General features: G+C 68.1%; 18 protein-coding genes. 6 read left to right on the top strand and 12 right to left on the bottom strand.

What is annotated here, in order from left to right; translation table 11 throughout:
• Positions 1-329 precede the first annotated feature (329 nt).
• The gene (locus tag CHB77_RS13745; RefSeq protein ID WP_089388795.1) at positions 330-605 is read left to right on the top strand and encodes a hypothetical protein; all 276 of its coding nucleotides are present in this window, start codon (positions 330-332) and stop codon (positions 603-605) included.
• Between the two features lie 70 nt (positions 606-675).
• Positions 676-909 (top strand): hypothetical protein, encoded by a 234-nt coding sequence (locus CHB77_RS13740; protein ID WP_131023372.1) that lies wholly within the window; start codon positions 676-678, stop codon positions 907-909.
• A gap of 36 nt (positions 910-945) precedes the next feature.
• Here CHB77_RS13740 and CHB77_RS13735 read toward each other — a convergent pair whose 3' ends face one another.
• The 10 genes from CHB77_RS13735 to CHB77_RS13690 all read right to left on the bottom strand — a co-directional run bounded on the left by CHB77_RS13735 (position 946) and on the right by CHB77_RS13690 (position 9228).
• The gene (locus CHB77_RS13735) at positions 946-1302 is read right to left on the bottom strand and encodes a hypothetical protein (protein WP_089388793.1); all 357 of its coding nucleotides are present in this window, start codon (positions 1300-1302) and stop codon (positions 946-948) included.
• Positions 1299-1583, bottom strand: coding sequence for a hypothetical protein (locus CHB77_RS13730; protein WP_089388792.1), 285 nt, complete (start codon positions 1581-1583; stop codon positions 1299-1301). Before CHB77_RS13730 ends, CHB77_RS13735 begins: the two co-directional genes overlap by 4 nt.
• Positions 1584-1585: 2 nt before the next feature.
• Positions 1586-2323, bottom strand: coding sequence for a hypothetical protein (locus CHB77_RS13725; protein WP_089388791.1), 738 nt, complete (start codon positions 2321-2323; stop codon positions 1586-1588).
• A gap of 205 nt (positions 2324-2528) precedes the next feature.
• The gene (locus CHB77_RS13720) at positions 2529-2795 is read right to left on the bottom strand and encodes a hypothetical protein (protein ID WP_089388790.1); all 267 of its coding nucleotides are present in this window, start codon (positions 2793-2795) and stop codon (positions 2529-2531) included.
• A complete protein-coding gene (locus CHB77_RS13715) occupies positions 2795-3370 on the bottom strand; it encodes a hypothetical protein (protein WP_089388789.1) in 576 nt (191 codons plus the stop codon). The genes CHB77_RS13720 and CHB77_RS13715 overlap by 1 nt, the downstream gene beginning before the upstream one ends.
• Entirely contained in the window at positions 3360-3962 is a 603-nt protein-coding gene (locus tag CHB77_RS13710) for a recombinase family protein (protein ID WP_089388788.1), read from the bottom strand. The genes CHB77_RS13715 and CHB77_RS13710 overlap by 11 nt, the downstream gene beginning before the upstream one ends.
• Entirely contained in the window at positions 3959-4624 is a 666-nt protein-coding gene (locus tag CHB77_RS13705) for a hypothetical protein (RefSeq protein WP_089388787.1), read from the bottom strand. The genes CHB77_RS13710 and CHB77_RS13705 overlap by 4 nt, the downstream gene beginning before the upstream one ends.
• Positions 4625-5201: 577 nt before the next feature.
• Complete coding sequence (locus CHB77_RS13700) at positions 5202-7529, bottom strand: virulence-associated E family protein (RefSeq protein ID WP_165456283.1); 2328 nt, start codon at positions 7527-7529, stop codon at positions 5202-5204.
• Positions 7526-7765, bottom strand: a complete 240-nt coding sequence (locus CHB77_RS13695) for a helix-turn-helix transcriptional regulator (protein WP_089388856.1) — start codon at positions 7763-7765, stop codon at positions 7526-7528. Before CHB77_RS13695 ends, CHB77_RS13700 begins: the two co-directional genes overlap by 4 nt.
• A gap of 239 nt (positions 7766-8004) precedes the next feature.
• Positions 8005-9228, bottom strand: coding sequence for a tyrosine-type recombinase/integrase (locus tag CHB77_RS13690; protein WP_089388785.1), 1224 nt, complete (start codon positions 9226-9228; stop codon positions 8005-8007).
• A 519-nt stretch (positions 9229-9747) separates the two neighbouring features.
• Between CHB77_RS13690 and CHB77_RS13685 the strand changes: the two genes are divergently transcribed.
• A complete protein-coding gene (locus CHB77_RS13685) occupies positions 9748-10311 on the top strand; it encodes a VPLPA-CTERM sorting domain-containing protein (RefSeq protein WP_131023371.1) in 564 nt (187 codons plus the stop codon).
• Between the two features lie 84 nt (positions 10312-10395).
• On the opposite strand, the gene CHB77_RS13680 is transcribed toward CHB77_RS13685, so the two are convergent.
• Positions 10396-10860 (bottom strand): Lrp/AsnC family transcriptional regulator, encoded by a 465-nt coding sequence (locus tag CHB77_RS13680; RefSeq protein ID WP_089388855.1) that lies wholly within the window; start codon positions 10858-10860, stop codon positions 10396-10398.
• A 110-nt stretch (positions 10861-10970) separates the two neighbouring features.
• Between CHB77_RS13680 and putA the strand changes: the two genes are divergently transcribed.
• Positions 10971-14369 (top strand): bifunctional proline dehydrogenase/L-glutamate gamma-semialdehyde dehydrogenase PutA, encoded by a 3399-nt coding sequence (gene putA / locus CHB77_RS13675; RefSeq protein ID WP_089388783.1) that lies wholly within the window; start codon positions 10971-10973, stop codon positions 14367-14369.
• A gap of 21 nt (positions 14370-14390) precedes the next feature.
• Here the strand turns inward: putA and CHB77_RS13670 are convergent, their stop codons facing one another.
• On the bottom strand, positions 14391-15020 hold the full coding sequence (locus CHB77_RS13670) for a TetR/AcrR family transcriptional regulator (RefSeq protein ID WP_089388782.1): 630 nt from the start codon (positions 15018-15020) through the stop codon (positions 14391-14393).
• A gap of 144 nt (positions 15021-15164) precedes the next feature.
• Between CHB77_RS13670 and hpbA the strand changes: the two genes are divergently transcribed.
• Together hpbA and CHB77_RS13660 are read left to right on the top strand one after the other, a co-directional pair.
• Complete coding sequence (gene hpbA / locus CHB77_RS13665) at positions 15165-17201, top strand: N-methyl-L-proline N-demethylase HpbA (RefSeq protein ID WP_089388781.1); 2037 nt, start codon at positions 15165-15167, stop codon at positions 17199-17201.
• 77 nt (positions 17202-17278) lie between these two features.
• Entirely contained in the window at positions 17279-18265 is a 987-nt protein-coding gene (locus tag CHB77_RS13660; RefSeq protein ID WP_089388780.1) for a hypothetical protein, read from the top strand.
• The last annotated feature ends 70 nt before the right edge of the window (positions 18266-18335 follow it).

Raw genomic sequence — 18335 nt, 5'->3', positions numbered from 1 at the left:
CCCGGCAGGCGTCAACGCGCCTTGACGGCGGCAGGGGCTTGACAAGGTGGTGGAGGTGTGGGCGGGGCTGCCCAGAGCGGGCGCAGCATCAAAGGGTCAAATCGGGATTGACTCGCCCCGGGCCGGGTGTGGCATACAGTGAGGGTCAATCGAGAGGTTGACCGGCTGCGTCTGGTTCACATGTCAGATGCCGTAAACGGCCCGCTCCAAAGCGACGCAGGGCCTGCCGACCAAGGAACTCAACACCGAAACCCGGTGCTGGTGTCTGTTGGTCGGGCGAAGCTCCCCCCACGCGCCAGTGCCCTAGTCCCGTAGGAGGGGCGTGCACTATGGCCTACACGAACGTCGAAAAGCTGGATGATGCTCTGGCCGCGCTGAACGGCGCGCGTCAGGCCTTCCGGCCTGATTTCTGCTTGATCACCAAGAAGGAGGGGCGGGTTGACTTCTGCTTCTTCGGATACGGCAGCCGCGAGATCAACAGCGCGACCACGGTGACTTGGCGCGCCGTGCGGACGATCAACAAGGCGCTGGAAGCCGATCCCGGCCTGAAGCTCTTTGAGGACCACAAGGGCCACTGGGTCGCCGTGCGCGGCTTCGCAAGGTGACCCCCTGCGCCGCCCGGCGCGGTGCGCGGGCGGCGCTCCCCCCAATTCAACGGAGATGAAGATGCTTCACATGAGCATGAACGACCTCGGCCTTCGGGTTGCTGTGGATGACTTCAACGCAACGGTCGCGGAACTTGGCGATACCGTCCGGGTGTCGCACTACAGCAGGGGCGGGCGCGAATGGGAGTTTGAAGGCCCGGACGTGCTGATCGCCAAGGGTCAGGCCCTTGGTGTTGCCATGCAGGTCAACCCTCTGCGGGAGGTCTGGCTTGATCGGCGCACCAAGCGCCTCGTCATCCGCTGACCCACTGCGCCGCCCGGGACGCCGGGCGGCGTGTCGTCAGTGGACCCGCGCGCCCTCGCCCAGCGACAGGGCGGCGGCGGTGTTGTAGAAGCCGTATGCGACAAGCGCCCGGCGGCTCCACTGGGAGACGTTCAGGCGGTTGACGAGCTCAGGGGAGCGGCGGGCGTCGCTGAACACGGTGCGCCGCCCGATGCGCGACACGAGGATGCCGCACAGGCCCGCAAGCTCCACGAGCGGGACGCCATAGCACCGGGCGAACCGGACCAGCATGGCCGGGCTGGGCCAGCCGTCCGGTTCCGTCTCGGCGGCAAGGGTCAGCACCGCCTCATGCGCCAGCCGCAGCGGCGCGGGGAACAGCACGTCATACCCGTCCAGAAGCTCCTCACTGGTCATGCCGGGTTGCCCCCACGGTCCATGCCCCGGATGTTGATGGGGTCGCCATCGAACACGCAGTCAACGTGCAGACCGCCCGGGGTGGTGGCAATGTCGGTCGTCACCCAGCCGGTGCCGGAGAAGGCGCCAACCCCAGCACCACGCGCTGCGGCAAGGGCATTGGCGGCGGTGATGGCAGCGGCGGGGCTGGCCGCGCTGATCAGGGCGGAGTGAAGGCCCGCGCTGTTGCGCAGCGGTTCGGCTGCAAGACCGGCGGGGCGGCGGATCAGGTAGAGCGGCATGGTCAGGTTTCCTTGTTGTTGAGGGCGAGCTTCACGCGGTCCACGGGCCGCACCTTGCCAGCCTCAAACTCGCGGTTGGCGTTCAGCGCCCGCTGTGCGGCGTTCTTGATGGCGGCGATGGCGGTGGACACGGCCCGCGCCTCCTCGCCCACCAGCGCATCGGCAAGCTCTGCGCTTGAGATGGGGCGGTCACGGCGGGGAAGCCGGTCGTTGACCGACTGGATGGCAGCGCCAAGGACAACATCCTTGGTGGCGACGGCCAGCATGGCAAGCTGGCGCACCTCGGCAGGGCCAGCGCCCGCGACCTGGGCCATGAGGTCGGTGCGGCGGGCATCGCCCAGACCGGCCCGGGCCAGCACTGCCTGCGGGCTGGCATACAGGGCCTCGGTGAGGGCCAGCCCCTCGGCGGCGGCGACAAGCTGCTTGATCTCAGCCCAACGGGCCTCGGATGAAGCGGCCACAATCTCCGCCCGCGCCTTCGCCCGGGCCTTGTCGGCAGCATCGGCCTGCGCCTTGGGGTCAAAGCCTGCGGCGGCAAGGCTCTTGGCAACATCAGCCGCCCGCGCCTCTGCGCCTGCGGTCAGGGTGGCGATGGTCTGGCCCAGCTTCTCCGCCCGCTTTGCGGCGAAGGCGGCAAGGTCGATCAGCTCCGCCTTGGGCAGTAGCTTGCCCGCCGTGATCGGCGCGGGCTCGGGGTCAGCGGGCGTGGGGGGAAGGTCGGGGATGGCTGTCTGTGCCAAGGTGCGGGCTCCTCTGCCGTGGGCGCACCGCCATTGGTGGCCCTCATGCCCCAACTATACCTTGGGTTGAGTGATGCCGCCCGTGGTATTCATTGTTGCCGGGGGCCACCCCGAAAGTCTGGCGGGGACTGGGGCCGACTTTGCCCAAGGGGCTGGCGGCGCGCGGGGCGCGGAACGGCCACCCCGGTTCCGTTCGGAAGCGGGGTCAGACCCACCAAGCAAACTGCGGGTCGCCGGGCTCCCAATGCTTGGGCCGCGCGACCTTGGCCGATGCCATCGGCAGGTGCGGTTCGGGGTCGGTGGCGACCTGAGAGATGGCATGGCCGATCAGGACCGGCGGCGCATCGGTGACGAGGGCTGTCACGGGGCGCGGCTGCCCAAGGGGCGTGAAGGACGGCTCCACCCGGGCGGCGAAGCCCATGCGGGACAGGAGCCCGGCGGCATTGGCATAGACCTCAAGGCGCGTCTCCATCAGTCCCCCCTCGTGACGCGGGTGCCGGACGGGGTGCGGCGGGGGGCCGGGTCCGGCATGGGGGCCTCCGGCAGGTGTTCGATGGGCTCGGGGATGAGGCTGCGCGGGGCGGGCGTCACGTCGCGCATCGGCGGCATGGGGTCAATCTCCCCGGCCTCGGCCTTGCGGGCGAGATACTCCTCAACCGTCATGTCGGCGGGCACGACAAGGACGCCCCCGGCGTTGACGCTGACGTTGACCTCAAGCGGCTCCCCCTCCCGGTAGGCGTGGCGGGCCTTCAACAGGAAGATGTTGGCGACCACGTTGCCCGCATTGGCGGCAAGGCGGAGGTTCGACACGAGGGCGTCATGCTCGGTGCCCAAGCCCCGCTGATACGCCTCCTCCACCTCCGGCTGCCGGGCGCGGCAGGCCTTGAAGGCGTCAACAGACATGCGCAGGGCCTTGGCGATGGTGGTCAGGTGGCAGCCCCGGGCGGAAAGCTCCTCAATGATCTTGATGCCCCGCGCCCCCACGACATAGTGGGGGCGGCCAACCTTGCCGCTCACCTTGCGGGACGGGAGGTCATCAACCGACATTGGCGGCCTCCTGTGCCATGGTGGTGCAGACGCGCTGGACCAGCCCCTTGCCGCACCGAAGCTCCTTGGCGATGCGGTCCATGCCCACCCGCTGCTCGCGGAGGGCGCGGATTGCCTCCACCAGCCCATCGGACGCGGGCGGGCGGCCACAGTGGACACCCCGCGCCCGGGCGTGCGCCAGCCCGGCCTTGGTCCTCTCCACGATCATCGCCCGCTCGAACTCGGCAAACACGCCCGACATCTGCAACAGCGCCCGGCCCGCCGGGGTGGACGTGTCCAGCGCCTGCTGCTCAAGGTAGAGGTCCACCCTGAGCGCGCGCAGGTTCTCGAACAGGTCCACGAGGTCGCGCAGGGACCGCCCAAGGCGGGACACGTCCCACGCCATCACCACGTCAAACCGGCGGCGCGCCGCGTCTGCCATCATGGCGTCCAGCGCCGGGCGGGAGCGCTTGGCCCCGCTGGCCGTCTCGGTGTAGGTGTGGGCGACGGTCCAGCCCGCCCGCGCCGCCACCTCCCGGAGGCGGATAAGCTGGTTCTCGGTGTTCTGGTCAGACGTGCTGACGCGGGCGTAGATCGCGGCGCGGCGGGTCATTCAGTGGCCTCCTTGGTGCCGGGGAGCGGGTCGCCAAAGACAAGGTGGTTCAGCTTGTCGGCAACGGTGAGGTGGGGACCGCCGGTGTGCGGGACCGGGGCCGTCATCCCGGCGGGCAGCACGAGGTGGTAGACCGCGAACACCTCCCCCGGGTTGTAGCCGTTGGCGAGGTTGTCGGCCAAGAGCTTGGCCTTCTCCGCCTCGGACAGGTCGTCAGGGTGGCTGTCGCCCTTGAAGGTGCCCATCCCGGCGTAGTCGGTCGCAAGCCAGCGCTGGTATCCGTTCTCGTGGGTGGTGCGGATGCCGTAGCCCTTCTGGTGGTTCATGTCCCAGCCCAGACCGGACTTGATGGTGATGTCCTTCCACGGGGCCAGCGCCTCCCGCAACTCGGCCATGGATGCGCCGCCGGAGCGGAACAGCAGGTCAACGAGGATGGCCTGCTTGGTCCCGTAGCGGCAGGCCTTCGCCACCGCCTTCGGGGCCAGGTTGATCCCCCGGCTGCGGCGCTGGGCCTTCGGCTGGGGCGCGGGGGCGGGCTGGGCGACGGGCTGGGGCTCCGGTGCGGGGGCCACCTCCGCCACAGCGGCGGCAGCGGGCGCGGCCTTCGGCTTGCGCTTGCGGGGGGCCTTCGCTTCCGGGGCGGTGAAGGACGATGCGGTCATGTTGATGCTCCATTTCTGAGGTTGGCTGCACACAACCACAGGTTGTATCCAGTGACGGAACATAGCGTGAACACGACCCAGCCGTCTAGTCCTAAACCGACCGGATTGGGGGTTGTCAGGAGGGGGTGCCGAAGTGCCCAGAGAGGTGGGGTGCGGCGGCACAGTCGCGGCGGGGACTTTCGGGGTGGCCGGGTCCACAGGCCGATTGGCCGGGTCTTGGTGGCCGCCCTTTTTGCATGACGCAGAACGCGCAAAACGATGGTTTCCACACCCCTGCACCAGTGCCCAAGGGCAGCGCCGTAACCGCCCCCGTAACCGCCCCCGTAACCGCCGGGGGACTACGCCTAAGTCCAGTCGCCGCTGGCCCTTATTCCACCGTAACCCCCCGTAACCCCCTATAGGGACAAAGGGGAAGGAAGGCCGGAGGCGGGGAAGGCGCTCGCCCTGGGCTTCCTGCACCCTGCCGCAGGGGTCTAGGTAAGGGCACTTACGGGGGGCTACGGGGGTTACGCTGGGCATTTCCCCCAGCGGGCCAAAGGCTTACCCGTAAGCCCCCCTTTCTGGGCGTAATCCCCCTCTAGAACGGGGGCTCGGCCCCCGATCCAAGGTTGAACACGATCTGTCGTGCGCCGTCGCCCCGGATGTAGGCAATCTCCGGCCCGGCCCCAAAGCGCCGCTGACCTCGCTCAAACCCCAGCCGCTTCATGGCATCGCCCATCCGCTCGTTGTCGTCCTGCGTCCGCATGCCCGGCGGCTTGCCGACGATGGCCCACGCATCCGACGCCCGCAGCTTGCCCTCCGCTTCCTCCCCCAGCGCGGCATGCAGGGATTCATAGAATGGGTCCTCCACCCGCCGGGCGTCCTGCTCCGCCGCTGCATCGGCCCAGAGCGCCGGGTCCAGCCGGATAGGTGCGCCCTCGGCTTCACGCGCTGCGGCCTCTGCCCAAAGCTGGTCGCGGTCCCGGCGCAGGGCATCAAGATCAAAGCCCGTCACCGCCACGGGCCAGAAGCGCCGGTTGCCGGTCGTGTCGCGCAGGTAGCGGCTGTCATTCGTCGTGCCGACGATCACGCACTGGCGGGGGACCTCCCTTTCAAGGCGGTCATAGGCCATCCGGGCCTTGTCATGGGTGCGAGACAGCAGGCCCTTCAGGTGGTTGGCCCCGCCCTGTCGCATCCCCTTCAACTCGCCTGCCTCGACAATCCACTTGCCGGAGAGCGCCTCGATCACGCGCTTGGCCTCAGCGTTCAGGGGCAGGTCATCGGTGAACCAGTCATCCCGCACGGCCAGCGCCTTCAGGGCCGTGGACTTGTTCGTGCCCTGTGGGCTTTCCAGCACCAGCATTTCATCGAACTTCACGCCCGGCTGGCGCACCCGCCGCACGGCAGCGACAAGGATCAACTCCCCCACCGCCCGCGTGTAGTCGCTTTCCCCCGCGCCGCCATAGGTGACAAGCCACCGACCGATCCGGGGGACGCCATCCCACCGGAGCCCAGCCAGATACTCCGCAACAGGGTGGAAGGCGTTCTGCCGGGCGGCGTCACCGATCACGGTCAGAAACAGGTCGCGCGAGGGCCGGAACTTGAAGCGCTCATCGGTCAGCAGCCACAGGCGGTTTGCGGCTGCATCGTCCAGCGGCGGGCCGAACCCCTCCAGCCCATCAATCCGGTCGCGGCCTGCAAAGAGGTCGTGGCGGACCACCACCCCCAGCTTGCGCATTGCAAGCCGGATGTTGCGCTGCGACGTGGAGAGGGGCCGCCCCTCCTTGTCACAGTCAAAGCTGTCGTCAGCCTCCGCAATCGCCCGCTCGATCTGGCGCGCGACATACTGGCGGGACTTGGGCTGGTCCAGCGGGTGGCCGCTGATCGCAAAGTCAGGGTTCAGGACCACGGCGGCAATCAGGTCGTCAGAGACATTCGCCCGGGCCAGGTCGCACATCACCGCCCAGAAGGCTTCCGACCGGCTCTTGTAGCGCCCCGGGTCGTCAGGGTCGCGCCCCTGCACGATCAGCATCTTGGTCCGGTCGGAAACGGGCAGGTCGGGCCGTCCATCCGCGTCAAACGGCACGGCGGGGAGGTCGGTTGCAAGCACCGGAGCGCCACGCCCGGCCATGGCCACCGCGCCGCCAGCCCTCGGGTCAGGGACGGCGGGGAAGGTGGTCAGGTCGAACACCGTGTCATCTGCCCGCAAGACGCGCGCCAGCCGCCCGCCGGGCTTGCGGTTCACCGTCCCAGGCAGGCGCATCACCCGCTCCATGTTGTGGCAGCGGTCAGCCCCGAAGGCGAGCTCAAGGCCCCGGTTCCGGTCCTCCACCGTCGCCCGCGCCGCGTCCCATGCAGGGTCATCGGCGGGCGGCATCACCACCGGCTGCGCCAAGCGCCAGAGCGCCCAGAAACCGCGCCCGCTGTCGATGATGACGGACGGCGGCGGGACCCCCTTGGGCAGCTTGTCGGTCAGCAGCCCCAAGAGCCGCGCCCGCTCAAGCTCAAGCTCCTCCCCAGCCCGGGGGTCAAGGTCAACCCAGAGCCACCCGACGCTGCCCACGTCCTCCTTGGTGGCCTTGTCGCCCTGCCAGCCCTCCCGGAGCGCCGCAATCGACACGTAGGCGTTCAGGGTCCGGTTCTGGGCCACCGCCCATCCCGCCGCGCCGCCCTCGGCATCGGGCGCATACACCTTCCCGGTGAAGCCCTTCGCCTGCTTGGCGCTGACGTGCCACGGCCCCTCGGGGTGGATCAGCCGGAGCGCCGCGCGCACCGCGTCCTTGGACGGCAACAAGCCTTCGCCCTCGCCCGGCCCGTCAATCCCCGGTATATTGGAGGTGTTCCGGCAAGGGACGCGGTCACCACCGTTCTTCTCAGCGCCTCCCGTTTCCCGGCGGGGGGCGCTTTCCATTTCCGGCCCGCTCATGCTTCGCGCCCCGCAAGGAGCCATGCGTCAAGGTCGGCACAGCGGTAGCGCACGATGCGGCCACCCACCTTGGAGGCCACCGGCCCCTGCCGCCGGTAGCGGAGGTCCTCAAGGCCCCGGGCGGTCAGGCCGCAGTAGACCGCCGCTTGGTCGGGGGTCAGCCACTCGGGCGTGACAAGCTCATCCTTCACGCGCGCCACGACGCGGCGCACGATGTCGTCAATGTCTGGGTTCATGGTCGTCACCGATTCGGACCACCTGCGGCAAGGGTGGTCGGAAGGCGACGGGGGCGCGGACATTTGCATGTCCACCGGGTTGCCCTGCGCCCCAGGCTGGGGGCGCTCCCTGCTCGTTGGCACTTCCCGGCGGGCCTCGAGCAGTTTGTGCAGTCGATGGGCCACCATAGCCCACCGCCCCGGGCCGGTAAAGCCCCGGCTTGTTGTCACGCAAGACATTCACAAGCCGGGCCAGTGACTTATCCCCGCCGGATGCACTCCATGATGTAGCGGCTCATGGTCTCCTGCTGCCCGCGCAGGTAGGCTTCCGCCACCTTGGAGCGGGTCATGTAGCCGTCGCTCACGTCCCCATCAGCGTGGTTCATAAGGATCATCAAGTCAGTCTTGGACAGGCCCGCCTCCGGCGACAGGGTCTTGTAGGTCTGCCGCAGGTCCCCGCCGAACTTGGGCAGGGCCTCCCGGTCCTCCTGATAGGCGACGATGTGCCCGGCGAAGTCGGCACGGTGGGACCGCGCGCCCTCCCCCGGGAATATCCACTCCGCTGCGTTCACCGCGTTGACCATCCGGCCCGCCCGCCGCACCCGCGCAAGGCAGGCAATCATCGCCCGGGACAGGGGGATGTCGAAGGCCCGCCGCTCACCCCCCTTGGGCTTGGGGATGTGCAGGACGCGGCGCTTCATGTCCAGGTGTTCCCACCGCGCGACGGTCAGCGCCCCCGGGCGGGAGCCCGACAGCAGGCAGAACAGGTGGAACTCCTGCCGCACCGGATTGGGCAGGGCGCGCAGCTTCTTGTGCCACCCCGCCAGATCGGACGCGCCCATGGCCGTGTCGCGGCGCTGCTGGGGGTTGAAGTCGATGGAGTCAACCGGGTTGAAGTGGGGCAGCTTCGGGTCCAGCCGCCGCTTGCGGGCATAGTTGTAGACGCGGCGCAGGAACACCATCGCCCCGTTGGCGGAGGAGGGGCCGCTCTCCGTGCTCAACTCCCGGTGCCGCTTGCGGACCTCGGGCGTGTGGTCGGACAGCTTTGCCAGCGGGGTCTTTTCCCATGCTGACAACAGGCGGTAGCAGTAGTCATAGCCCCGCACAGTCGCGGCGCTGCGCCGCCCGGCTGCCACCTCCTGCTCCATCGCCGCGCGCAGCTCCACCCATGCCGCGCCGAAGGTCAGCGCGCCACCCTCCCGGCCCCCGCCCTCCCGGGCAATCTCAACCTTCGCCTCCCGCGCCGCCTTGCGCGCATCGGCCACGCTGACCTCCGGCCACTTCCCCACCGCCCGCTTCTTGGTGGACCGCTTGCCCAAGGGCGACACCACGTCCACCTGCACGGTGAAGGTCTTTGTCCGGGCACCGACCACGACGAAGAAGCCGGGCTCCTCCGTGTCGCGCACGATGTATTGGCCGGAGGCGGCGGGCGGGAGCTTGTCCATCACGTCCTTGGAGAGCTTGGTGGGCTGCGCGTTCATCATATGTTCCTGTGGCGGTTCGGGCTAAGACGGTGCTAAGACGGGTCAGTCAGAGGTCGGGTAAGTTGGCGGGGGCTCTGTGTCGCCCCGTGTGGTCCGCAGTAACCCAGCCTTTACAGGCACTTGGGCACAGCCCCGGGACTATACCGTAGGTTGCGCGGCGCGTCTAGACTTACTGTTAATCAATTGGTCGTAGGTTCGATCCCTACCGCCGGAGCCAAAAATACCTGAAATCGCCATGCTTTGCAGACCCCGCCCAAGGGTGGTCGTCCGGGCGCGGTCCGGCGGCCCGGTCGGGGCCAGGTGAGGACGAGACAGGGTCTGGTCCGGTGCGGTGTATGCCCGTGTTGCGGCGACGCACCAGGCGTTGCGGCGCACCGGTTTCTGGACGAAAACTTTTCATCAGGGCTGTCCGGCAGCAGGCTTGTCGAGAGAAAATCCGGACAGGGCGGGACAGGGACTTTAACAAACTTTAATCGCCAGATTGACTTTTCCTCACGACTTTTCCGATCGAAGAACTTCATGATCTGCAAGACGGCGATCGGACCGTCACCCAGTTCATCAGGGGGTTTCATGGGTATCAGGGCAATGTGTGCGGCAGCAGCCGTGGCAATGGGGATAGGGTCGGCTGCGGATGCGGCGACGCTGAGACTGGAATTCGATTATGCCTATCACGGCGGCGATAATCTCGAGAACACGGATTTCACGACTGTCTGGGGGCTGCCCGTCGGCGGTGTTTCGGAAGTCCAGCTCGACCTCGATTATCCTGCGTCCAATTACGCCGAACTGAAGACGAATGCCGGAATCGTTATCTTCGGTGACATTGTCGGATTCATGAACGGCGTTTTTTGGGGTGACACAGGCCTTAGTGGAATAGATTACACCGTATTTTCCTGGGACGGCACGTTAGGTTACGTCGAATACAGCGGCGAATTCGGAAGTTATGAGACGTTCAAGGACATTCGGGCGACCCTTTCATTAGTTTCTGACCTGGCCCCGGTCCCCCTTCCTGCGGGTGCTCTGCTGCTGCCTGCGGGGATCGGCGCTCTCGCGTTGCTGCGCAAGCGCCGCCGTTCCGTCAGCTGATCGCCAGAACCAGCCTGCCGCCCGTGAGGCTGACGCCCACGGGCAAGCTGGACCTGATGATCGCGTCCTGGATCATCGGCGGCCTTAGCCAAAGGTGAAGGTCTGTTCGACCACCGCCTCCATCGCGACATAGCTGGACGTGTTGCTGATGTGCGGAAGGCTGGATATCTTCTCGGCCATGATGCGCCGGAAATCGGCCATGTTGCGGGATCGGACCTTGACCAGATAATCGAACCCGCCCGCGATCATGTAGCATTCCTCGATTTCCGGGATGGCGCGGACGGCGGCGTTGAAGTGCTGCAAGGCGGCTTCGCGCGTGTCGCTCATGCTCACCTCGACATAGGTGACATGGGTCAGGCCCAGCTTCAGCGGCGACAGGATCGCGCGGTATCCGGTAATCAGGCCGATCTCCTCCAGATGCCGGATGCGCAGGGCCACGGGGGTCTTGGACAGGCCGACCTTGCGGGCCAGTTCGGCGACCGGAATCCGCGCGTTGCGGGTCAGTTCGGCCAGGATCTTGCGGTCCAGGGCATCCAGCGCGGCGGTCATCCTGAAATCAGCCCCCAGAATATGCGATCGGACCAGAATCGGCGTCATCTTCAGGCGCACCGCCTAGCCGATCTTTGTTATTCCCGTCCTGTCAGTCAAGGAGTCCCGGCATGGCCAGCGTCGATCCCCGCGTCTTTTCCACCCAAGCCAAGTTCGCGGACGAAGGCCGGCTGCTGCATGATCTTGCGGTCCAGGCGGGTCTGGATGCCGACCGTCGCGCCGCCATTTCCGCCCGTGCCGCCGATCTGGTCCGCCGCATCCGCGCCAGGGCGCGGCCCAGCCTGATGGAGCATTTCCTGTCGGAATACGGCCTGTCCACACGCGAGGGCGTGGCCCTGATGTGCCTGGCCGAGGCGATGCTGCGCGTGCCCGACAAGATCACCATCGACGCCCTGATAAATGACAAGATCGCCCCGTCCGACTGGGGGCGCCACCTGGGCGAGGCGTCGTCGTCGCTGGTCAACGCCTCGACCTGGGCCTTGATGCTGACCGGCAAGGTTCTGGACGACGACCAGGCGGGGACGCTGCGCCGCATGGTGCGCCGATTGGGGGAACCCGTGATCCGCACCGCCGTCGGCCGCGCGATGAAGGAAATGGGCCGCCAGTTCGTGCTGGGCCAGACCATCGGCGACGCCCTGGACCGCGCCAGGACGCGCGAGAAGCAGGGCTTCACCTACAGCTATGACATGCTGGGCGAGGCGGCGATGACCGGCGCCGACGCCGCGCGCTATGCCCGCGCCTATGCCGACGCCATCGCGGCCATCGCCAGGGCCTGCGACAAGGGGTCGGTGGAACAGAACCCCGGCATTTCGATCAAGCTGTCGGCGCTGCACCCCCGATACGAGGTCGCGCAGGAGGGCCGCGTGATGCGCGATCTGGTCCCTGTGGTGCTGCGGCTGGCGCAGCAAGCCCGCGCCGCAAACATGGGCATGAACATCGACGCCGAGGAGCAGGACCGGCTGGTCCTGTCGCTGAAAGTGATCGAGGCGGTGCTGTCGGACCCCTCGCTGGCCGGGTGGAACGGCTTCGGCGTGGTGGTGCAGGCCTATGGCAAGCGCGCGGGCCAGACGATCGACTGGCTGCACGACACAGCGCAGCGGCTGGACCGGCGCATCATGGTCCGCCTGGTCAAGGGCGCCTATTGGGACAGCGAGGTCAAGCGCGCGCAGGTCGAAGGCCATCCGGGCTTTCCGCTGTTCACCAGCAAGACCGGAACGGATGTCAGCTATATCGCCAACGCCCGCAAGCTGATTGGCTATGGCGACCGCATCTATCCGCAGTTCGCCACCCACAACGCCCATACCGTCGCCGCGATCCTGGAGATGGCGGGCGAGACGGCCTTTGAATTCCAGCGGCTGCACGGCATGGGCGAACGCCTGCACGACATCGTGCTGCGCGACACCCATGGCCGGTGCCGCATCTATGCCCCGGTCGGGGCGCATCGCGACCTGCTGGCCTATCTGGTGCGCCGCCTGCTGGAAAACGGCGCCAACAGCAGCTTCGTGAACCAGATCGTCGATGAGGACGTCACCCCCGAGGAGGTCGCCCGCGATCCCTTTGCCGCGCTTGCCACGGCCAAGGCCCCGGCCGCGCTGCTGGCGCCCGCGGATCTGTACGGCGCGTCGCGGCGCAATTCGGCCGGGTTCGACCTGTCGGACGAACAGACGCTGGCGCGGATCCATGCCGCGCGCGATGGGGACATGGCCGACGTGGTGCCGCTGACGGTGACACGGCCGACCGGCGACATTCGGGATGTGACAAACCCCGCCACCGGGGACAGGCTGGCCGCCGTCACCATGGCCGATGCCGGGACCGCCGCCAGGGCCATCGACGACGCCCGGATCTGGGACGCGCCGGCCGCCGAACGCGCCGCCGTCCTGCGCCGCGCCGCCGATCTTTACGAGGAACACTTTGGCCCGATCTTCGGCATCCTTGCGCGCGAGGCGGGCAAGACCCTGGCCGACGCCGTGGCCGAACTGCGCGAGGCGGTGGATTTCCTGCGCTATTACGCGGCCGAAGGGGAAACCGACCCTGGCGCCCCGCGCGGCATCGTCGGCGCGATCAGCCCCTGGAACTTCCCGCTGGCGATCTTTACCGGCCAGATCGCGGCGGCGCTGATGGCGGGCAACGCGGTCATCGCCAAGCCCGCCGAAGCCACGCCGATCATCGCGTCCATGGGCGTCCGGCTGATGCATCAGGCAGGGGTTCCGGTATCGGCGCTGCAATTTCTGCCCGGTCGCGGCAGCGTGGTCGGCGCGGCCCTGACGGCGGATCCCCGCGTCAAGGGCGTGGTCTTCACCGGATCGACCGACACGGCCCGGACCATCGCGCGCAGCATGGCCACGAACCTGGCCCCCGGCACGCCACTGATCGCGGAAACCGGCGGGCTGAACGCGATGATCGTGGATTCGACCGCGCTGCCCGAACAGGCCGTGCGCGACATCGTGAACGGCGCGTTCCGGTCGGCGGGCCAACGATGTTCGGCCCTGCGCTGCCTGTATGTGCAGGAAGACATCGCCGCCCATGTCATTCCCATGATCCAGGGCGCCATGGACGAACTGGTCGTGGGCGACCCCTGGGATCTGGCCACCGATGTCGGCCCGGTGATCGACGCCGGGGCGCAGGGCGACATCGCTGCCTATGTCGCCGCCAACGCCGGCCGCGTGATCCACCGGTTGGACATGCCCGCGCACGGCACCTTCGTTCCGCCGGCCCTGCTGCGCGTGACCGGCATCGCCGATCTGGAACGAGAGATCTTCGGGCCGGTCCTGCATGTCGCCACCTTCCGTGGCAGCGACCTGGATCAGGTGGTGGCCGACATCAACGCGCGCGGCTTCGGCCTGACCTTCGGACTGCACACCCGCATCGATTCGCGCGTGCAAGAGATCAGCGACGCCATCCAGGCCGGCAACATCTATGTCAATCGCAACCAGATCGGCGCGGTTGTGGGTTCCCAGCCCTTCGGCGGCGAGGGGCTGTCCGGCACCGGACCCAAGGCGGGCGGGCCGCGCTATGTCCCGCGGTTCTTCGCCCCCGATGCACCCGCAGCCGCCGGGGGCGACTGGCAGGGCCAAGCCGATGAGGGCCGCATCCGCAGCCAGCTTACTGCGCCTGTGTCGCGCAAGATCGACGAACGCCTGATGCCCGGCCCGACCGGGGAACTGAACCGCCTGTCGGCCCATACCCGTCCCCCGGTCCTGTGCCTTGGCCCCGGCGCGCAGACGGTCGCGGCGCAGATGGCGGCGGTCGGGGCGCTTGGGGGCGATGCGGTCGGTGTGGATGGCCCCCTGTCGCCCGAGGCGCTGACCCGCCTGCCCCCCATGGCCGCCGCCCTGTGGTGGGGCGATGACGCGCAGGGCCGCGCCTTTGCGCAGGCCCTGGCCGCCCGCGACGGCGAGATCGTCCCGCTTGTCACCGCGATGCCCGACCTGGCCCACGTCGCCCACGAACGGCACCTGTGCGTGGACACCACGGCGGCGGGCGGCAACGCGGCGCTGCTGGCGGGGTGATCCCCGCGGCGGCGCGAGAGGTCAGCCCGCCTGCCGCCGGATCCCGGCGTTGAAACGGGCGATCTCTCTCGGCTCGGGTTCGCGGCCCGCATAGATCGTCACATACATCGGAATCCGCTTCAGGCGGGTTTCGATATCCTCCTCGGCCTGCATCGAGATATAGCCGATCTGCACCAGATAGACGGTTCGCGCGCGAATGTCGGCCTCGGACGCGTCGCAGCCCCAGCGGGACAGCATTTCCGACAAGCCCGAAAGCCGTGCCTCGTCCGCCGCCCGGACACGCGCCGCGACCCGGTCGTCCTGCAAGGCCCAGCTTCGGACCGCGAATTCCAGCCGCGCGTCGAAGGCGCCGGACAAAAAGCAGGCCAGCACGTTCAGCATCGCCTCGGACCGCGATTCGGCATACCGCATCGCCGAATCTACCAGGGGCCGGGTCGTTCGGCCCTCCCACCCTTCGATCAGCGCGGCCAGCAGGGCGTCCCGATCGTCGAAAAACCAGTAAAAGCTGGTGCGCGACAGGTTCAGGCGTTTGGCAAGGGGCTGGATCTTCACCGCATCGATGCCGCCGTCGATCAACGCTTGGTATCCGGCCTCCAGCCAGCCCTCGCGCGACCCGCGCCACCCGGTTTCCGATGCGTCCGCCTGATCCATGGCCCGTGGATACGACGATGCGGCGCCCGCCTCAAGTAAAATGTTCATGCATGATCTTGAAATGGTCATTGGTGATTTAAAAATTGACGCAAGTGAACATTTTGGCGAATGTCGGCTCCAGAACCGAATCCCAGCAGGCAGGCCATGTCGAACGATCCCCTTCTTCAGCCTTTCCAGTTGAAGCATCTGACGCTGCGCAACCGGATCATGATTACCAGCCACGAACCCGCCTATCCCGAGGACGGGATGCCCAAGGACCGCTATCGCGCCTATCATGTGGAACGGGCCAAGGCGGGCGTGGCGCTGACCATGACCGCCGGGTCGGCGTCCGTGTCGCGCGACAGCCCGCCGGTCTTCAACAACATCCTGGCCTGGAAGGAGGAGGTGGTGGGCTGGATGCGCCGCTTGACCGACGAATGCCACGACCACGGCTGCGCGGTGATGATCCAGTTGACCCACCTGGGCCGCCGCACCCGCTGGGACAAGGCCGACTGGCTGCCCGTGGTGTCCCCCGGCCACGAGCGCGAGGCCGCGCATCGGTCCTTTCCCAAAAAGATGGAGGACTGGGACATCGCCCGGATCATCGGCGATTACGTCGATGCCGCCGAACGGATGAAGGCCGCGGGCCTGGACGGGATCGAATTGCAGGCCTATGGCCATCTGATGGACCAGTTCTGGTCGCCCCTGACCAACGGCCTGGACGGTCCCTATGGCGGCGACCTGGACAACCGGCTGCGCTTCACCTTCGACATCCTGCGCGGCATCCGCGACCGCTGCGGCGACGATTTCATCGTCGGCCTGCGCTCTACGGGGGACGAGGGGCTGCCGGGCGGCATCACGGCGGACGATGGGCTGGCGATCTCGCGCAAGCTCAAGGACAGCGGGCTGGTCGATTTCCTGAACGTGGTCAAGGGGCACATCGACACCGACGCGGGCCTGACCGACGTGATCCCCGTGCAGGGGATGCGCAACGCGCCGCATCTGGACTTTGCGGGCGCGATCCGGCGGGCCACGAACTTTCCCACCTTTCACGCCGCCAAGATCCCCGACGTGCCGACCGCGCGCCACGCCATTGCGGCCGGGCTGCTGGACATGGTGGGCATGACGCGCGCGCATATGGCCGACCCGCATCTGGTCCGCAAGGTGATTGAAGGGCGCGAGGACGAGATCCGCCCCTGCGTCGGCGCCAACTATTGCCTGGACCGGATCTATCAGGGCGGGATGGCCTTCTGCCTGCACAACGCGGCGACGGGCCGAGAGGAGACGATGCCCCACGTCATCCCCCCTGCCCCGGCGAAAAAGCGCATCACCATCGTCGGCGCCGGCCCCGCGGGGATGGAGGCCGCGCGCGTCGCGTCCGAACGCGGCCATGCCGTGACGGTGTTCGAGGCCGCGGACCGGCCAGGCGGCCAGATCCGCCTGACCGCGTTGCAGGAACGGCGGCGCGAGATGATGGCGATCATCGCCTGGCGTCAGGCGATGTGCGACAAGCAGGGCGTCACCTTCCGCTTCAACACCTTTGCCGACGCGGGCGACGTGCTGGCCACCGACCCGGACGAGGTTGTCATCGCCACCGGTGGCTTGCCCCATACCGAGGTTCTGGTATCGGGCGACGATCTGGTCTGCTCGGCCTGGGACATCCTGTCGGGCGACGTGAAGCCCGGCCAGAACGTGCTGGTTTATGACGACGCGGGCGATCACGCGGCCCTGCAAGCCGCCGACCTGATCGCCGCGACCGGCGCACGGGTGGAAATCGTCACCCCCGACCGCGCCTTTGCCCCCGAGGTGATGGCGATGAACCTGGTCCCCTACATGCGCAGCCTGCAACGCCGCGACACGACCTTTACCGTCACGTGGCGGCTGCTGTCGGTGGCGCGCGACGGCAACCGGCTGCGCGCGACCCTGTGCAGCGACTATGGCGACATGACCCGCGACCGCATCGTCGATCAGGTGGTCGTCAACCACGGCACCCGTCCGCTGGACGGCCTGTATTTCGACCTCAAGCCCCTGTCGTCGAACAACGGAGAGGTCGATTACGAGGCCCTCGCCACCGGCGGGATGCAGACCGTGCGCACCCATCCGAACGGCGCCTTCCGCCTGTTCCGCATCGGCGATGCCGTCGCCGCGCGCAACACCCATGCCGCGATCTATGACGCGCTGCGGCTGGTCAAGGATTTATGATCGCCGATTGCCGCCGCGGCGATCCGGGGGACCGGGCTTTCTGTTGACGCAGGCCCGGCTTGGCCTAGGCTTTGCCGATGCGCAACCGCGACCCGGATCAGGATTCCGCCGGCGTCCCTCGGACGCGGACAGGCCGGTCGGCCTGGCCACGCCTGGTGCTGGCGGCCCTGGCGATCCAAGCGGTTCTGGCGATGCCCGCGACATCGGACTGGTCCTGGACATCGGCGCTGGCGGTTCCGGTCGGATTGCCGGTCATCGTCCTGTTTCTTGTCGGTCTGGGCCGGGCCGCGCAGGTGGTCGCGGCCCCTGCCCTGTGGCTGCTGGCCGTCCAGAAATCGGCCGATCTGGTCACGGACCGGATTCTGGGCCGATCCTTCGGCGTCATGGCGGATCTGCCGCTGGCCGGTGCGGCGTGGGACATGGTGGCGGGCGTTGCAGGCCCCCTGACGGCAACGGGAGCGGCGCTGGGAATCCTGGCCCTGGCCTTCGGCGTGGCGGCGGCCCTGTGGCGGGCCTGCGGAGCATGGTCCGGTCTGCGGCCCCGGCGCCGCGCCATCATCCCCGCCCTTGCGCTGAGCGCCGTTGCGGCCCTGCCCGTCGCGACCGGAACCTCGGGTCCGGGCAATCTTGCCTATGCCCTCCAGCGGATCGATCAGGCCAGGCAAACGCTGGCCGACCGCCGCGATCTGACGGCAGCCATCGCCCGCGATCCCTTTGCAGGGGCGCAAGGCCTGCTGGACAGGATCGACCGCGATGTTCTGGTGGTGTTTGTCGAAAGCTATGGCCGCACCAGCCTCGACACGCCCTTTTACGCCGAAACCCACCGGGCGACCTTGCGGCGTGCCCAGGCCCGGCTGTCCGCGGCGGGGCTTGCCATGCGGTCCGGCATCGTCGCGGCGCCCACGCGGGGCGGCCAAAGCTGGCTGTCCCATGCCACCCTGGCAAGCGGGCTGTGGATCGGCGACCAGTCCCGCTATCGCGCCTTGCTGTCCAGTCCCTATGCAGGGCTGTTCCACCAGGCGCGCCGGGCAGGATTCCGGATAGTGTCCCAGCACGTGGTGTAGGAGGCCGCGCGCGGAGCCTTCGGCGTAGCGCAAGCCGCGCGGCCGTGGGTTACGCTGGCGGTCACCGCCG

It is taken from the genome of Paracoccus sediminis (genome assembly GCF_900188295.1).
In the GTDB taxonomy this organism is placed as follows: Bacteria; Pseudomonadota; Alphaproteobacteria; order Rhodobacterales; family Rhodobacteraceae; genus Paracoccus; species Paracoccus sediminis.
This window is presented reverse-complemented; position numbering and strand designations above follow the sequence as displayed.

What these genes read in the sequence shown, in the direction of transcription:
- CHB77_RS13740 (WP_131023372.1), top strand. Translation starts at nt 676, where the DNA reads ATGAGCATGAACGACCTCGGCCTTCGGGTTGCTGTGGATGACTTCAAC.
- CHB77_RS13715 (WP_089388789.1), bottom strand. Translation starts at nt 3,370, where the DNA reads ATGTCGGTTGATGACCTCCCGTCCCGCAAGGTGAGCGGCAAGGTTGGC.
- CHB77_RS13680 (WP_089388855.1), bottom strand. Translation starts at nt 10,860, where the DNA reads ATGACCGCCGCGCTGGATGCCCTGGACCGCAAGATCCTGGCCGAACTG.
- putA (WP_089388783.1), top strand. Translation starts at nt 10,971, where the DNA reads ATGGCCAGCGTCGATCCCCGCGTCTTTTCCACCCAAGCCAAGTTCGCG.
- CHB77_RS13730 (WP_089388792.1), bottom strand. Translation starts at nt 1,583, where the DNA reads ATGCCGCTCTACCTGATCCGCCGCCCCGCCGGTCTTGCAGCCGAACCG.
- CHB77_RS13670 (WP_089388782.1), bottom strand. Translation starts at nt 15,020, where the DNA reads ATGGATCAGGCGGACGCATCGGAAACCGGGTGGCGCGGGTCGCGCGAG.
- CHB77_RS13695 (WP_089388856.1), bottom strand. Translation starts at nt 7,765, where the DNA reads ATGAACCCAGACATTGACGACATCGTGCGCCGCGTCGTGGCGCGCGTG.
- CHB77_RS13700 (WP_165456283.1), bottom strand. Translation starts at nt 7,529, where the DNA reads ATGAGCGGGCCGGAAATGGAAAGCGCCCCCCGCCGGGAAACGGGAGGC.
- hpbA (WP_089388781.1), top strand. Translation starts at nt 15,165, where the DNA reads ATGTCGAACGATCCCCTTCTTCAGCCTTTCCAGTTGAAGCATCTGACG.
- CHB77_RS13710 (WP_089388788.1), bottom strand. Translation starts at nt 3,962, where the DNA reads ATGACCCGCCGCGCCGCGATCTACGCCCGCGTCAGCACGTCTGACCAG.
- CHB77_RS13745 (WP_089388795.1), top strand. Translation starts at nt 330, where the DNA reads ATGGCCTACACGAACGTCGAAAAGCTGGATGATGCTCTGGCCGCGCTG.
- CHB77_RS13660 (WP_089388780.1), top strand. Translation starts at nt 17,279, where the DNA reads ATGCGCAACCGCGACCCGGATCAGGATTCCGCCGGCGTCCCTCGGACG.
- CHB77_RS13735 (WP_089388793.1), bottom strand. Translation starts at nt 1,302, where the DNA reads ATGACCAGTGAGGAGCTTCTGGACGGGTATGACGTGCTGTTCCCCGCG.
- CHB77_RS13705 (WP_089388787.1), bottom strand. Translation starts at nt 4,624, where the DNA reads ATGACCGCATCGTCCTTCACCGCCCCGGAAGCGAAGGCCCCCCGCAAG.
- CHB77_RS13685 (WP_131023371.1), top strand. Translation starts at nt 9,748, where the DNA reads ATGATCTGCAAGACGGCGATCGGACCGTCACCCAGTTCATCAGGGGGT.
- CHB77_RS13690 (WP_089388785.1), bottom strand. Translation starts at nt 9,228, where the DNA reads ATGATGAACGCGCAGCCCACCAAGCTCTCCAAGGACGTGATGGACAAG.
- CHB77_RS13720 (WP_089388790.1), bottom strand. Translation starts at nt 2,795, where the DNA reads ATGGAGACGCGCCTTGAGGTCTATGCCAATGCCGCCGGGCTCCTGTCC.